The sequence below is a fragment of the Actinomadura rugatobispora genome, from assembly GCF_055379765.1.
In genome coordinates this window covers 6171629-6186157 of the sequence record NZ_AP029191.1, presented here as the reverse complement: position 1 = coordinate 6186157, position 14529 = coordinate 6171629, and the positions used below count along the sequence as shown (strand labels likewise).

Genomic DNA, 14529 nt, shown 5'->3' with positions numbered 1-14529 from the left:
GGTCAGATGAGCCCGAGCTTGCGGACCGCGTCGCGCTCCTCGGCCAGCTCGTTCACCGACGCGTCGATCCGCGCCCGCGAGAAGTCGTCGATCTCCAGGCCCTGGACGATCTCCCACTCGCCGTTCCGGGTGGTCACCGGGAAGGACGAGATCAGGCCCTCGGGCACCCCGTACGAGCCGTCCGACACCACGGCCATCGACGTCCAGTCGCCCTCGGCGGTGCCGTTCACCCAGGTGTGCACGTGGTCGATCGCGGCCGACGCGGCCGAGGCCGCCGACGACGACTTCCGCGCCTCGATGATCGCCGCACCGCGCTTGGCCACGGTCGGGATGAAGTCGTTCTCCAGCCACGCCTGGTCGCCGACCGTCTCGGCGGCGCTCTTGCCCGCGATCTCGGCGTGGAACAGGTCCGGGTACTGGGTGGCCGAGTGGTTGCCCCAGATGGTCATCTTCTTGATGTCGGAGACCGACACCCCCGCCTTCTTCGACAGCTGCGCCAGCGCCCGGTTGTGGTCGAGCCGCGTCATCGCGGTGAACCGCGCGGCGGGGACGTCCGGGGCGTGCTGCTGCGCGATCAGCGCGTTGGTGTTGGCCGGGTTGCCGACCACCAGGATCTTGACGTCGTCGGCGGCGCCGGCGTTGATGGCCTCGCCCTGCGGCTTGAAGATCCCGCCGTTGGCCTCCAGCAGGTCGCCGCGCTCCATCCCCTGGGTCCGGGGACGGGCGCCGACCAGCAGCGCGACGTTGGCGCCCTCGAACGCCTTGGCGGCGTCGTCGAAGATGTCGATCCCCGCCAGCAGCGGGAACGCCGAGTCGTCCAGCTCCATGGCGGTGCCCTCGGCGGCCTTCACCGCCTGGGGAATCTCCAGCAGGCGCAGGCGTACCGGGGTGTCGGCGCCCAGCAGCTGGCCCGACGCGATACGGAAGAGCAGCGCGTAGCCGATCTGGCCGGCGGCGCCGGTGACGGTGACGGTGACTGGGGTACGGCTCATTGCCTCTTCTTCTCCTGTGACCGGACGGGCTCAGGCGGCCATCCTTCGATCTCGAACCCGACCGCCCGAGAGGTGGCCCCACGCGGGATTCTCTCGTCGTCGAGATATTTCTCCGCCAGGCTATCGCGCGCCTGCCCCTCCGGTACGCGCAGGTGCGCCACCCGGCACGCCACCCCTCCCCGCCCCGCCCCCGAACACACCGAAGGCCGCCCCGGGATCACCGGAGCGGCCTTCGTCACCCCCGCTTACGCGGGGACAAGGGCGTGTCCGCCCCAACGAGCAACGCCAGGTCCGGACCACCCCCGCTTGCGCGGGGAGTACACGGCCCGATACTAGCCGTTGACCTTCTTCTGGAGGTTGGTGTCCAGGGCCTCGAGGAACTCCTGCGTCGTCAGGAAGGGAGTCGAGTCGCCGACGAGCAGGGCCAGGTCCTTGGTCATCTGGCCGCCCTCGACGGTCTCGATGCAGACCTGCTCCAGCTTGCGGGCGAAATCAGTGACTTCGGGCTGGTTGTCGAGCTTGCCGCGGTGCTCCAGGCCCCGGGTCCACGCGAAGATGGACGCGATCGGGTTGGTGGAGGTCGGCTTGCCCTGCTGGTGCTGCCGGTAGTGGCGGGTGACGGTGCCGTGCGCGGCCTCGGCCTCGACGGTCTTGCCGTCCGGGGTCATCAGCACGGAGGTCATCAGGCCGAGCGAGCCGAAGCCCTGCGCGAGGGTGTCGGACTGGACGTCGCCGTCGTAGTTCTTGGCGGCCCAGACGAAGCCGCCCTCCCACTTGAGCGCGGCGGCGACCATGTCGTCGATGAGCCGGTGCTCGTAGGTGAGGTTCTTCGCCTCGAACTCGGCCTTGAACTCGGTGTCGAAGATCTCCTGGAAGATGTCCTTGAACCGGCCGTCGTAGGCCTTGAGGATCGTGTTCTTCGTCGACATGTACAGCGGCATCTCGCGGTTGAGCGCGTACCGCATGGTGGTCCGGGCGAAGTCCCGGATCGAGTCGTCGAAGTTGTACATCCCCATCGCGATGCCGCCGCCGGGGAACTTGGCGACCTCGAACTCCATCGGCTCGCCCTCGCCGTCGGGCGTGTAGGTGATCGTCACCGTGCCCGGGCCCGGCACCACGAAGTCGGTGGCGCGGTACTGGTCGCCGTGGGCATGACGGCCGATGATGATCGGCTTGGTCCAGCCGGGCACCAGCCGCGGGATGTTGGAGGTGACGATCGGCTCGCGGAACACCACGCCGCCGAGGATGTTGCGGATCGTTCCATTGGGGGAACGCCACATCTTCTTCAGGCCGAACTCTTCGACGCGCGCCTCGTCGGGGGTGATGGTGGCGCACTTGACGCCGACCCCGTGGGTCTTGATGGCGTTCGCGGCGTCGATCGTCACCTGGTCGTCGGTGGCGTCGCGGTGCTCGATCCCGAGGTCGTAGTACTTCAGATCGACGTCGAGGTAAGGCAGGATCAGCTGGTCCTTGATGAATTTCCAGATGATCCGGGTCATTTCGTCGCCGTCGAGCTCGACGACGGGGCCCGCTACTTTGATCTTGGGCATGCTGTTGCTGTCCCTTTCCTACACCGGCCAGCAGTCCTTGTAAGGCTCAACTGCGAAGGCTATCCGAGAGGCGACGGAGGTCTAGACCTGGCCTCGACCTGGGCTTGACCCGGGGGGTACGCCGCCGGGCGCACCGCGCGGCGCACCGCGCGCTCCGCCGCGTTGCGACAGCAGGAAACGGACGCCCCGCACCACGAACACCACGGCGATGAGCAGGCCGAACGCCGCGGCCACGACCAGTCCCGTCTTGTTCATGGGCGGGACGCTGAGCGCGACGAAGGCGACCGCCTCGCCGAGGAACACCAGCGTCCAGCAGTCGATGGAGCGGCTCCGCACCGCCAGCATGCCGAGCTGGGCCTCGGGCAGCAGCAGCCGGGCCAGCGCGCCGAACAGCAGCGCCGCGGCGATCAGTACCGAGCCCTTGCGGAAGTAGTGGAAGAAGCACAGCACCAGCCCGGCCGTCACGCCGCTGAGGACGATCAGATAGGGCAGCCGGCCCAGCCAGTGCGGTCCGGTTCCCCTGCGCGTGGGGGCCTTGCGCCGCCTTCGGCGCAACTCGGTGCTCATACGACCGACCGTAGCCGGTTCCGGCCCCGGGCGCGTCGGCCCGTGATATCTGCCGGAGAAGGGGCCCTCTTGACGGGAGATTTCTTCCAACTTTACCGTCCAGGCCGCAATCTCTTCACTCCAGGAGCGTGACGGATGGGGCCCAGAACGTCCTGATGGACGCCACATGCCTTGTGGCATCGGTCCTACCGGCCAGTAGGAGGGTGTGACGGGTACGCGGCCGGGTAACCCGCCAGACAGGGGTCGCTAACTAGCTGGGAGGACTGCCGTGGAGGGGCCGTTCATGCGGATCGAGGACAGCGGGCTGGTGGTGCCGCTGCGCCCCGACGTCACGACGGTCGGGCGAGGGCGGGGAGTCGACATCCGCCTCGACGACCCGAGTGTGTCCCGATTGCACGCAGAGATCGTTCGGCGCGGCCCGTACGTGTACGTCGTCGACATGGGACTGTCCCGTAACGGGACCCGTGTCAATGGCCGCCCGATCGCCCGCAGAGTCCTGGAGGACGGTGATGTCGTCAGCTTCGGCACGGCGCGCTGCCGGATGGGGGGCATCCCCCGGGAGGAGGTCGATCCGGACGTCGAGCTGCGGCGTGCCGTGGCTCCGGAGCTCACCCGCCGCGAGGTGGACGTGCTGACCTCGCTGTGCCGTCCGGCGCTGTCGGACGAGGCGTTCGTCGCACCCGCCACCGCACGGGAGATCGCCGCCGACCTGGTCGTCACCGAGGCCGCGGTCAAGCAGCACCTGTTGCGGCTCTACCAGAAGTTCCGCATCCCCGAGGGCGCCAACCGGCGCACCCGGCTGGCCAACGAGGTCATCGCGATGGGTCTGGTCAGGCCACTGCCGCCGGTGCACGTACCGCAGCAGAACCGGCCGCCGATGGACGCCGCGCGGAGCCGCGGCCCGGAAGTCCGCCGCCCGGGGGGCCCGCACGCCCCGGGCCACGTCACCGCACCGGGCCGGCCGGCGACGACGGCGGCGGGGCGCCGGGCCAGCTGATGTGACCGTGCGACCGCCCCGCCCCGGGTAGCGCCAACGAGGGGCGGTCGCCACGCCACCCGTACGGGGCCGCGTCACGCGGCCCCGTACGTGTGGGTGGGTTCGCCGCGGGGTCAGGCGGAGGCGCGCTCGGCGGCCTCGACGACGTTCGACAGGAGCATGGCGCGGGTCATGGGGCCGACCCCGCCCGGGTTGGGCGCGACCCAGCCCGCCGTCTCGCGGACCTCGGCGGCGACGTCGCCGGCGAGCTTGCCGTCGACCCGGGAGACGCCGACGTCCAGGACGGCGGCGCCGGGCTTGACGAGGTCCGCGGTGATCAGGCCGGGGACGCCGGCGGCGGCGACGACGATGTCGGCCTCGCGGGTGTGCGCGGCCAGGTCGCGGGTGCCGGTGTGGCACAGGGTCACGGTGGCGTTCTCGCTGCGCCGGGTGAGGAGGAGCCCGAGCGGGCGGCCCACGGTCACGCCGCGGCCGATCACGGTGACCTCGGCGCCGCGCAGCGGGACGTCGAAGCGGCGCAGCAGCTCGACGATGCCCTTCGGCGTGCACGGCAGCGGCGCGGGCTGCATCAGGACGAGGCGGCCGAGGTTGATCGGGTGGAGGCCGTCGGCGTCCTTGAGCGGGTCGATGCGCTCCAGCACGCGCTGCTCGTCCAGGCCCTTGGGGAGGGGCAGCTGGACGATGTAGCCGGTGCAGGCGGGGTCGTCGTTGAGCTCGGCGACGGCGCGTTCGACGTCGTCCTGCGTGGCGTCGGCGGGCAGGTCGCGGCGGATGCTCTCGATCCCGACCTCGGCGCAGTCGCGGTGCTTCATGTTGACGTAGGCGGTGCTGCCGGGGTCGTCGCCCACCAGGACGGTGCCGAGGCCGACGGTCACGCCGCGCTCGCGCAGCGCCTCGACCCGTACCTTGAGGTCGGCCCGGATCTCCGCCGCGGTGGCCTTGCCGTCCAGGATCTGTGCCGTCATCTGTTCCTCCGCGCTGATCTGGCCGGGAGCCTTCCCGGGCGTCCCCGATCCCGGCTCGGATGCCGTCCACCCAGGCGCGCGGTGTCCGGACTGTGTTCGCTCCCCGGTGGTCGAGTCCACCTTGACCGCGCCAGTCGCGTCCCGGCCAGTCTATCGACGCTCTCCGCGCCCGTCGGCTCAGTCCTCGTCGGGGCGGGACTTCCAGGCGAGCAGGCGGTCGGTGCCGTGCCAGCCGATCTGGGCGGCCAGCATCGCGGCCAGGATGGCGGCGGCGAGGCCGATCATCTGGCGGGACTCGGCGAGCAGGGTGGCGGTCTGCGTCACGCTCGCCAGCAGCAGGGTCACCAGGACGTCCATAGACGGGGCTCCATGAGAGAGACGGGTCGCGCAGGGCCGGGTCCGGGGAAGTCCGGGGAAGGAGAGGCGCGCGACCCGCCAGAGGGTACCAACCAGAAACCGTAAAACCGCCCATGATCGGCGAAAACCCCCGGGATTCCCGTGCCGGAGCACGCGGAATCCCGGGGGCGGCGGACCCGGCGGTCAGTGGAAGAAGTGCCGGACTCCGGTGAAGTACAGGGTGATCCCGGCCTTCTCGGCGGCCGCGATCACGTCCTCGTCGCGGATCGAGCCGCCCGGTTCGACGATCGCCCGCACGCCCGCCTGAGCCAGCACCTCCAGGCCGTCGGGGAACGGGAAGAAGGCGTCGGACGCGCCCACCGCCGCGGCGGCCCGCTCCTCACCGGCCCGCGACACCGCCAGCCGGGCCGAGTCGACCCGGTTCACCTGGCCCATGCCGACGCCGACCGTGGCGCCGCCCGCGGCCAGCAGGATCGCGTTGGACTTCACCGACCGGCACGCCTTCCACGCGAACGCCAGGTCGCGCAGCGTGGCCTCGTCCGCGGGCGTCCCCGCCTTGAGGTCCCAGCCGGACGGGTCGTCGCCGGGCTCGCCCACCTGGTCGACGGTCTGCAGCAGCACACCGCCGTCGATCCGGCGGAACTCCACCGGGTCGGACGGGCCCTCGGGGCAGCGCAGCAGCCGGATGTTCTTCTTGCGGGTGAGGATCTCCAGCGCGGCGTCCTCGAACCCGGGGGCCACCAGCACCTCGGTGAAGACGTCGGCGACCTGCTCGGCCATCGCCGCGGTCACCGGCCGGTTGACCGCGATCACGCCGCCGTAGGCCGACACCGGGTCGCACTCGTGCGCCCTGCGGTGCGCCTCGGCCACGTCGGCGCCGATCGCGATGCCGCACGGGTTGGCGTGCTTGATGATCGCGACGGCGGGCTCGGCGAAGTCGTAGGCGGCGCGGCGGGCGGCGTCGGAGTCGACGTAGTTGTTGTACGACATCTCCTTGCCGTGCAGCTGCTCGGCCCCGGCCAGCCCGCCGGTGCCGGCGGTGTAGAGCGCGGCGCGCTGGTGCGGGTTCTCCCCGTACCGCAGCACGGCGGACCGCTCCCAGGCGGCGCCCAGGAAGTCGGGCCACTGCGTCTGCGCGGCGGTCGCGTCGGGCGCGTACTCGCCGGCGAACCAGGAGGCCACGGCCACGTCGTAGGCGGCGGTGTGGGCGAACGCGCGGGCCGCCAGGCGGCGCCGCTCGTCCAGCGTGAAGCCGCCGGCGCGGGCGGCCTCGAGCACCGCCGGGTAGCCGGCCGGGTCGACGACCACGGCCACGCTGGCGTGGTTCTTGGCGGCGGCGCGGACCATGGTGGGGCCGCCGATGTCGATCTGCTCGACGCAGTCGTCCGGCGCGGCGCCGGAGGCGACGGTCTCGGAGAACGGGTAGAGGTTCACCACCGCCAGGTCGAACGGCTCGACGCCGAGGTCGTCGAGCTGCTGGAGGTGGTCGTCCTTGCGCCGGTCGGCCAGCAGGCCCGCGTGCACCTTGGGGTGCAGGGTCTTGACCCGGCCGTCCAGGCACTCGGGGAAGCCGGTGAGCTTCTCCACCTTCATCACCGGCACCCCGGCGGCGGCGATGCGGCCCGCCGTGGAGCCGGTCGAGACGATCTCGACGCCGGCCTCGTGCAGGCCCTTGGCCAGCTCCTCCAGGCCCGTCTTGTCATACACGCTGATCAGTGCGCGCTTAACCGGCACTTGCCGGGGGGCCTGGGGGGTCGCCCCCCCAGAATCGCTCGGCACCCTGCCGGGGGCGGTGCCCCCGGCATCATTCGCGACCTGGCTCACCGGCCGGGCTCCCCTCATCGTCTGCGGACGTGTTACAGGTCCTGCACTTCATGGAGACCCGCCGGCCCTGGGCGGTCCAGCCGTCGCGGGCCAGCCGGCCCACGACCTCGACCATGAGCCGGCGCTCCACCTGCTTGATGCGCTCATGGAGGCTCTCTTCATCGTCGTGCCAGCGAACGGGCACGGCCTCCTGGGCGATGACGGGTCCGGTGTCCACGCCTTCGTCGACGAGGTGCACCGTACAGCCCGTGAGCTTGACCCCGTACGCCAGGGCGTCCCGCACGGCGTGCGCGCCCGGGAAGGAGGGCAGCAGCGCGGGATGGGTGTTGATCGTGCGGCCGCCGAAGCGGGCCAGGAACGCCGGGCCGAGGATCTTCATGAAGCCGGCGGAGACGACCAGGTCGGGCTCGTGCGCGGCGATGGCCTCGGTGAGCGCCGCGTCCCAGGCGGCGCGGTCGGCGAAGTCGGGGATGCGGACCGTGAACGTGGGCAGTCCGGCGCCCTCCGCGCGCCGCACACCGCCGGTGTCGTCGCGGTCGGCGCCCACGGCTACCACCTGGGCCCCGTAGGCTGGATCCGCGCACGCGTCGAGCAGCGCCTGTAGGTTGGTCCCCGCGCCGGAGACGAGGACGACGAGCCGGGCGGACACCATGACTCCTTGGTGGACGGTGCTGGTGGACGTCGGACCGGCGGCGGGCCTACCGCGGGCGCGGACCGGGGGCGGTCCGGGCACGGTGGCCTGACCGGCCGCCACAAAGCCTATCGGCCCTGTTCGGCGCGGCGGCATTCGCACCAGAGGTCGGCATCGGGAGGACGGAACGTTGAGTGAGCAGCCGGGACAGGGCGACGGCGGGATCGGCCGGGACACCGCCCCCGCCGCCGGCGGCCCCGCGGGCAAGGACGACGACGCCCGGCGCGCGGGACGGCGGGCGCTGTGGCTCGGCGGCGGCGCCCTCATCCTGACGCCGTTCTTCTTCCCGGTCGGGCTGGTGCTGGGCATCGCCGCGCTGGTGGTCGGGGTCAGGGCGCGCAAGCAGGCCGTCCGGGAGCGCTCCGCGGCGCCGGGGGCGGTCGGCGGGATCGTGCTGGGCGCGTTCGGGCTGGCGCTGGCGAGCTTCTGGCTCGCGGTGACGGCGGTGCTGTGGCCGCAGCTGAGCGGGTACCAGGAGTGCCTGGGCTCGGCCAACACCCGGACCGACGAGACCGCCTGCCGTGACCGCTACTTCTCCGAGATCGAGAAGAAGCTGAACCTGCCCGCGGGGAGCATGTCCCGCTACGGCGACATGTTCTGAGACGCGGCCTGGTCACACGAACCAGCCGGCTAGTCGCGGTCGGGGTCGTCCCTGAGGAAGTAGATGGCGCCGCCGCGGTTCTCCGTCCGCTCGACGTCTTCACGCGGCGCCGGGACTCTGCGCGGGGCGGGCTCGGGCTCGTCGTGGCCGGTCTCCTCCTCCGTCGCGCCGCGGCGCTCCGGAAGATCATCGAACGGCTCCGGCTCCGGCTCCGGCTCGGCGGGCAGCACCCCGGCCCTGCTGGGCCTGCGGGGCGCGAGCACCGGCTCGGCCTCCTCGAACTCCAGCGGGTCGTCGGTGTAGGGCGACGGCTTGCGCGCGGGCTTCCGCTCCGGGGCGGGCGCCGCGACCGGTTCGAGGACGGGCTCCGGCCCCTCCTCCTCGGGGACCTCCGCGGGCAGGGCCGCGGCCTTCTTCTCGCGGCGCCGTTCACGCCTCGTGGCGGCCCGCTCCCCGGGCTCCCCGGCCCGCCGCCCGAAGGGCTCCTCCTCGCCGGGCTCGGACGCGGGACGACGCATCGTCAGCCAGTTCGCCAGCCAGGCCGCGATGGCCGCGGAGATGCCGACCTCCAGGGCCGCCAGCAGGCCGACCTGCCACGGCGACGGGCCGACGGTCGCCATCCGTCCCCCGCCCAGCGGCCCGCCCGCCAGCGCGCTCAGCACGGCCGCGGCGGCCCCGGTCAGCGCGCCGGACATGAAGCCCCACAGCGGGGCGGCCTCGTACACCGGGCTCGGCATGGCGCGGACGGTCAGCACCCCGCCCACGGCGCCGGCGGCGAACGGCGCGGCCAGCGCGATCAGCGACACCAGCGGGGCCGGTCCGGGCTCGGGCAGCGCGGCCAGCGCCGGGAAGGTGGGGATGACGTCGAGGAAGACCCCGGACGGGGAGACCCCGGTGCCGGCGCCGACCGAGAAGCCGGGGCCGATCGCGTACGCCATCCCCCAGATGATCGCGTTGGGCAGGAACGCCAGCTGGAGCAGCAGGAGCAGCACGCCGCCGACGGCGCCGGGGGCCAGCGCGCCGTACAGCTCGGTGAACTGCGGCAGGTGCATCGCCAGGGACGCGCCGACCAGCACCGCGCCGGCGCCGAGCAGGACGGCGGTGGCGCCGGCGACGCCGATCACCAGCGAGCGGGGCCGTTCGGGCAGCAGCCGCAGCAGGGCGCCCAGCCCGGACCTGACCCGGCGGCCGCGCGCGGCGACCAGGGCGCGGGCCGCGCCGAGCGCGCCCGAGACCAGCGCCACCACGAACGCGGCGACCAGGGCCTGCCAGGCGGAGGCGCGGACGGTGGGCGAGGTCGCGGCGAGGGCCAGCAGCCCGGCCAGGGCGGCGTAGGGGGCGGCGAGCGCCACCGCGACGTGCAGCACGCCGATCCGGGGCCGATCGGGCACCCCGGCGGCCCTGATCATCCAGGCGCCGCTGCGGTAGAGCAGCGCGCCGGGCAGGACCAGCAGCCCCAGCGGCAGCAGCCCGACGCGTCCCTGCGGGACCGAGAACCCGGCGTGGTGGGACACCAGCCACAGGTTGACCGCCGTCCGGAAGACGCCGGGCAGGCCGGGTCCGAGGGCGGTGCGGGGCGCGGCGACCCAGCCGAGCAGGGTGATGGTGGTGAGCATGGCGAGCCCGATGCCGATGCACCACAGCGCGCCGACCAGCCCGGTGACGTACAGCGGCCGGGGCGCGCCTCCGCCGCCCTGGTCACCGCCGTCGTCGCCGGGGGTGCGGGCCGCGGCGGCCCGCGGCTCCGGTCTCGCTCGCTGTCCGGGACTCGCTTCGCTCACGCCGTCAATGCTGGCAGCAAGGGCCCGCCCCGGCCCTCCGCCCGTCCGGCGTGTCGTCTTTGTCATCGACGATCAGCACCGGCGCCGGAACCGGACGGGACGAAAGACGCCCGGGTCGCCGGGTGGCGGCTCGGGCGTCTTTCGGTCCTCGGGGAGGCGCGCCGGGCGCACCTCAGAGGGTCTTCCCCGTCAGAGGTTCTTCATGATGTCGCGCATCAGGCGGGCGGTCTCGCTGGGGGTCTTGCCGACCCGGACGCCGACCTTCTCCAGGGCCTCCTTCTTGGCCTGGGCGGTGCCGGCCGAGCCGGAGACGATGGCGCCGGCGTGGCCCATGGTCTTGCCCTCGGGCGCGGTGAACCCGGCGACGTAGCCGACGACCGGCTTGGTCACGTTCTGCTCGATGTAGGCCGCGGCGCGCTCCTCCGCGTCGCCGCCGATCTCACCGATCATCACGATCGCGTCGGTGTCCGGGTCCTCCTGGAAGGCCTTCAGCGCGTCGATGTGGGTGGTGCCGATGACCGGGTCGCCGCCGATGCCGACGCAGGTGGAGAAGCCGATGTCGCGCAGCTCGTACATCATCTGGTATGTCAGCGTGCCCGACTTGGACACCAGCCCGATCCGGCCGGGGGTGGTGATGTCGGCGGGGATGATGCCGGCGTTGGACGCACCCGGCGAGGCGATGCCGGGGCAGTTCGGGCCGATGATCCGGGTCTTGTCGCCCTTCTTCTCGGCGTACGCCCAGAAGTAGGCGGTGTCGTGCACCGGGATGCCCTCGGTGATCACGACGCAGAGCGGGATCTCCGCGTTGACGGCCTCGACCACGGCGTCCTTGGTGAACTTCGGCGGGACGAACACCACCGACACGTCGGCGCCGGTCTCGGCCATCGCCTCGGCGACGGTGCCGAACACCGGCAGGGACGTGCCGTCGAAGTCGACGCTCTGCCCGGCCTTGCGGGCGTTGACGCCGCCGACGACGGCGGCGCCGGAGGCGAGCATGCGGCGGGAGTGCTTCATGCCCTCCGAGCCGGTCATGCCCTGCACGATGATCTTGCTGTTCTCGGTCAACCAGATGGCCATTGTCACGCACCTACCGAGGCGAGTTCGGCGGCCCGCTTGGCCGCGTCGTCCATGGTGTCGACCTGCTCGACGCCGGGCAGCGCCGCGTCGCTCAGGATCTTGCGGCCGAGTTCGGCGTTGTTGCCGTCGAGCCGGACGACCAGCTTCCGGTCGACGGTCTCGCCGCGCTCGTCCAGCAGCTTGTAGGCGGCCACGATGCCGTTGGCGACGGCGTCGCAGGCGGTGATGCCGCCGAAGACGTTGACGAACACCGACTTGACGTCGGCGTCCGACAGCACGATCTCCAGGCCGTTGGCCATCACCTCGGCGGACGCGCCGCCGCCGATGTCGAGGAAGTTGGCCGGCTTCTGGCCGCCGAACTCCTCGCCGGCGTAGGCGACCACGTCCAGGGTGGACATGACCAGGCCGGCGCCGTTGCCGATGATCCCGACGCTGCCGTCGAGCTTGACGTAGTTGAGGTCCTTCTCCTTGGCGCGCGCCTCCAGCGGGTCGGCGGCGGCCTTGTCCTGGAGGGCCTCGTGCGACTCCTGCCGGAACGCGGCGTTGTCGTCGAGGGTGACCTTGCCGTCCAGCGCCATGACGCGCCCGTCGGCGGTGAGGATCAGCGGGTTGACCTCGACCAGGGTGGCGTCCTCGTCGGTGAACACCGCCCACAGCCGCTCGATCAGCTCGGCGGCGCCGTCGCGGGCCTGCTCCGGCAGCCGGCCGGCCTCGGCGATCGCGCGGCCCTTGGCGCGGTCGACGCCGTCGAGCGCGGAGATGTCCACCTTGGCGACGGCGTCGGGGTCGGTCTCGGCGACCTCCTCGATCTCCATGCCGCCCTCGGCGGAGCAGATCGACAGGAAGGTGCGGTTGGCGCGGTCGAGCAGGAAGGAGAAGTAGTACTCCTCGGCGATCGCGCTGCCCTGCTCGATCAGGACCTTGTGGACCGTGTGGCCCTTGATGTCCATGCCGAGGATCTGGCCGGCGAGGGCCTCGGCCTCGTCGGCGTCGTCGGCGAGCTTCACGCCGCCGGCCTTGCCCCGGCCCCCGGTGAGGACCTGGGCCTTGACGACGACCTTGGCGTTCCCCGCGGCGAACAGCTCCTCCGCGATGGTCCGGGCTTCCTGGGGAGTATGGGCGACCTTGCCGGTGGGCACCGGTACCCCGTACTCGGCGAAGAGTTCCTTCGCCTGATGTTCGAACAGGTCCACGAGGGCGTCCTTAACGGATCGACAGACAATGACCGCTCAAGTGTGGTGGCACAGGTGTCCGTATGGTGACACGGGCGTCCGCGCTGCCCGTCACCCGGGCGGTCCGCTCCGTCGATGCAGCCTAGTCTCCCCAGGTCCATGGTGATGCCGCCGGGGCCCGCCCAAGCGGAACCCCCAGGAAGCCCAAGGAATCCGCCGGAATACGTACGGTGGTCCGTACCGGCGCCCCGGCCACCGGTCCGATAGGCCGAGGATGCTCGGGGGTATGAACCTTGAGGAGGATGTCTGGTTTGCTCCCTGAGGAGGAGGATCCCGGAAGTGGCGCTTGATGTACTGATCTTTCGCCCTTTCGGGAGGGGTTGGGTGACCGCCTGAAGGCCCGGTGGCTTGGTGAGGGCCTGTTGGACAGGGGGAGGCGCTCCGGTGGCCGTGGACCAGATCGGGTCGTCCGCGCGGGCCGTGCGGAAGGCGGACCGGATCGGGACGCCCCGGGGGACCACGATGAGGAAGGTCCGGCGCACGGCCGCGCTCCTGCTCGTCGCCGCCCTGGTGGGCACCTGCGGCGCCACGTTCCCCGACCACGGCGGGCCCGGCTGGGCCAGTCCGGGGCTGGTCGGCGGAGGCGGCTGGCCGTTCGCGGGCGTCCCGGTGTCGGCGGAGGCCGCGAAGGGCGCCTCCTACATCCCCGGCAGCTCGGTGCTGCGGCTCGGGGACGGCCGGGTGCGGCTCGTCCCGTTCGGGACCGACACGGTGATCACGGTCGAGGCGTCCGATCCCCGGGTGGAGGACGCCGTGCTGGCCGACACCGTGTGGCTCACCGGCGGCGCCGTCCCCGACGGCGGGAAGGCCACCCCCGCGGCGAGCAGGGAGGTCTACCGGGAGATGGCCGAGCGCGCGCTGCTGGACCTGCGGCTGCTGACCCGTCCCAACGGGGCCTCCCAGGCGTCCTGGTACGGCGCGTGGCGCTACTCCTGGCCGCGGGACTCGGCGTTCACCGCCGCCGCGTTCGTGATGACGGGGCACCTGCCGGAGGCGCGGCGGATCCTGCGCTTCCTGGCCGGCGTCCAGGACGGGAACGGGCAGTGGGCGGCCCGCTACCACGCCGACGGGACCGCCGTCACCGACGGCCGCGAGCCGCAGCTCGACTCGCTGGGATGGGTGCTGTGGGCGAGCTGGCTGTTCCGCGCCCAGGCCCCGGAGGCGGCCGGCGACCTGCCCGAGCTGTGGCCGATGGTCGTGCGGGCCGCCGACCACCTCACCGGCTCCCTGGACGCGGAGGGCCTGCCGCCGCCGTCGTCGGACTACTGGGAGCGCAAGCCCGACACCGAGGAGGACCCGCGGCGGCCCACGCTGGGCGTCGTCGGGCCCGTCCTGGCTGGGCTGCGGTCGGCGGCGTCGCTGGCGCTGGGGGTCGGGCAGCGGGAGAAGGCGTCGGAGTGGGGGCGCGCGGCGCAGCGCGTCGCCGCCGCGGTCGAGCAGCAGTTCACGCCGTACGGGTACCCGCGCTCCCCGGTGCGGGGCGGGCTGATGGACACGTCGGTGACGTTCGTCGCGCCGCCGTTCGCCCCGTCCGACCCGGGGGTGGACGAGGCCGTGGCGAACGCGTTCCGGCGGACGAGCCTGCCCAACGGCGGCGTCCTGCCGGGCGAGAAGTGGTCGGGGAACCCCGATGTGGCCTGGACGCCGGAGATGGCGCTGTTCGCGCTGACGGCGGCCACGTCGGGGCGGGCCGCGGAGGCGGTCTCGCACCTCGACTGGCTGGCCGCGCACCGCACGTCGCTGGGCGTGCTCTCCGAGAAGGTCGACGAGCACGGGGAGCCCGCCTCGGTCGCGCCGCTCGGCTGGACGGCCTCGGTCGTCCTGCTGGCCCTGTCGGCGCTGGAGCGTCCCCTGCCGATCCCCGGGGCCGCCCAGGAGCCCCGGGTGTCCTGAGG

General features: G+C 72.6%; 13 protein-coding genes and 1 riboswitch. Of the genes, 3 read left to right on the top strand and 10 right to left on the bottom strand.

The annotated features are described in order from the left end of the window. Positions 1 to 2: 2 nt before the first annotated feature. From ACZ466_RS27815 to ACZ466_RS27805, 3 genes are all read right to left on the bottom strand, one after another. Complete coding sequence (locus ACZ466_RS27815; RefSeq protein WP_378282716.1) at positions 3 to 992, bottom strand: malate dehydrogenase; 990 nt, start codon at positions 990 to 992, stop codon at positions 3 to 5. A gap of 332 nt (positions 993 to 1324) precedes the next feature. After that, positions 1325 to 2542, bottom strand: a complete 1218-nt coding sequence (locus tag ACZ466_RS27810) for an NADP-dependent isocitrate dehydrogenase (protein ID WP_378282717.1) — start codon at positions 2540 to 2542, stop codon at positions 1325 to 1327. Between the two features lie 81 nt (positions 2543 to 2623). Continuing rightward, entirely contained in the window at positions 2624 to 3109 is a 486-nt protein-coding gene (locus ACZ466_RS27805; RefSeq protein ID WP_378282718.1) for a DUF3017 domain-containing protein, read from the bottom strand. A gap of 268 nt (positions 3110 to 3377) precedes the next feature. Between ACZ466_RS27805 and ACZ466_RS27800 the strand changes: the two genes are divergently transcribed. Continuing rightward, positions 3378 to 4106 (top strand): FHA domain-containing protein, encoded by a 729-nt coding sequence (locus tag ACZ466_RS27800; protein WP_378282719.1) that lies wholly within the window; start codon positions 3378 to 3380, stop codon positions 4104 to 4106. Positions 4107 to 4219: 113 nt separating this feature from the next. On the opposite strand, the gene ACZ466_RS27795 is transcribed toward ACZ466_RS27800, so the two are convergent. From ACZ466_RS27795 to purN, 4 genes are all read right to left on the bottom strand, one after another. Beyond that, positions 4220 to 5071: a bifunctional methylenetetrahydrofolate dehydrogenase/methenyltetrahydrofolate cyclohydrolase gene (locus tag ACZ466_RS27795; protein WP_378282720.1), complete on the bottom strand. Its 852-nt coding sequence runs from the start codon at positions 5069 to 5071 to the stop codon at positions 4220 to 4222. Between the two features lie 61 nt (positions 5072 to 5132). Then, positions 5133 to 5219, bottom strand: a riboswitch (ZMP/ZTP riboswitch). Between the two features lie 29 nt (positions 5220 to 5248). Continuing rightward, entirely contained in the window at positions 5249 to 5428 is a 180-nt protein-coding gene (locus tag ACZ466_RS27790) for a hypothetical protein (protein ID WP_378282721.1), read from the bottom strand. Positions 5429 to 5611: 183 nt separating this feature from the next. Then, positions 5612 to 7162, bottom strand: a complete 1551-nt coding sequence (gene purH / locus ACZ466_RS27785) for a bifunctional phosphoribosylaminoimidazolecarboxamide formyltransferase/IMP cyclohydrolase (RefSeq protein ID WP_378282722.1) — start codon at positions 7160 to 7162, stop codon at positions 5612 to 5614. A 70-nt stretch (positions 7163 to 7232) separates the two neighbouring features. Continuing rightward, the gene (purN, locus tag ACZ466_RS27780) at positions 7233 to 7904 is read right to left on the bottom strand and encodes a phosphoribosylglycinamide formyltransferase (RefSeq protein ID WP_378282723.1); all 672 of its coding nucleotides are present in this window, start codon (positions 7902 to 7904) and stop codon (positions 7233 to 7235) included. 169 nt (positions 7905 to 8073) lie between these two features. Here purN and ACZ466_RS27775 point away from each other — a divergent pair, with 169 nt between their 5' ends. Then, positions 8074 to 8544 (top strand): DUF4190 domain-containing protein, encoded by a 471-nt coding sequence (locus ACZ466_RS27775; protein WP_378282724.1) that lies wholly within the window; start codon positions 8074 to 8076, stop codon positions 8542 to 8544. A 29-nt stretch (positions 8545 to 8573) separates the two neighbouring features. On the opposite strand, the gene ACZ466_RS27770 is transcribed toward ACZ466_RS27775, so the two are convergent. The 3 genes from ACZ466_RS27770 to sucC form a co-directional block, all read right to left on the bottom strand. Beyond that, the gene (locus tag ACZ466_RS27770; RefSeq protein WP_378282725.1) at positions 8574 to 10325 is read right to left on the bottom strand and encodes a cell division protein PerM; all 1752 of its coding nucleotides are present in this window, start codon (positions 10323 to 10325) and stop codon (positions 8574 to 8576) included. A 189-nt stretch (positions 10326 to 10514) separates the two neighbouring features. Next, on the bottom strand, positions 10515 to 11402 hold the full coding sequence (gene sucD, locus ACZ466_RS27765) for a succinate--CoA ligase subunit alpha (protein ID WP_378282726.1): 888 nt from the start codon (positions 11400 to 11402) through the stop codon (positions 10515 to 10517). 2 nt (positions 11403 to 11404) lie between these two features. Further along, positions 11405 to 12595, bottom strand: a complete 1191-nt coding sequence (gene sucC, locus ACZ466_RS27760) for an ADP-forming succinate--CoA ligase subunit beta (RefSeq protein ID WP_378282727.1) — start codon at positions 12593 to 12595, stop codon at positions 11405 to 11407. A 423-nt stretch (positions 12596 to 13018) separates the two neighbouring features. Here sucC and ACZ466_RS27755 point away from each other — a divergent pair, with 423 nt between their 5' ends. Then, positions 13019 to 14527, top strand: coding sequence for a glycoside hydrolase family 15 protein (locus ACZ466_RS27755; RefSeq protein WP_378282728.1), 1509 nt, complete (start codon positions 13019 to 13021; stop codon positions 14525 to 14527). Positions 14528 to 14529: the final 2 nt, after the last annotated feature.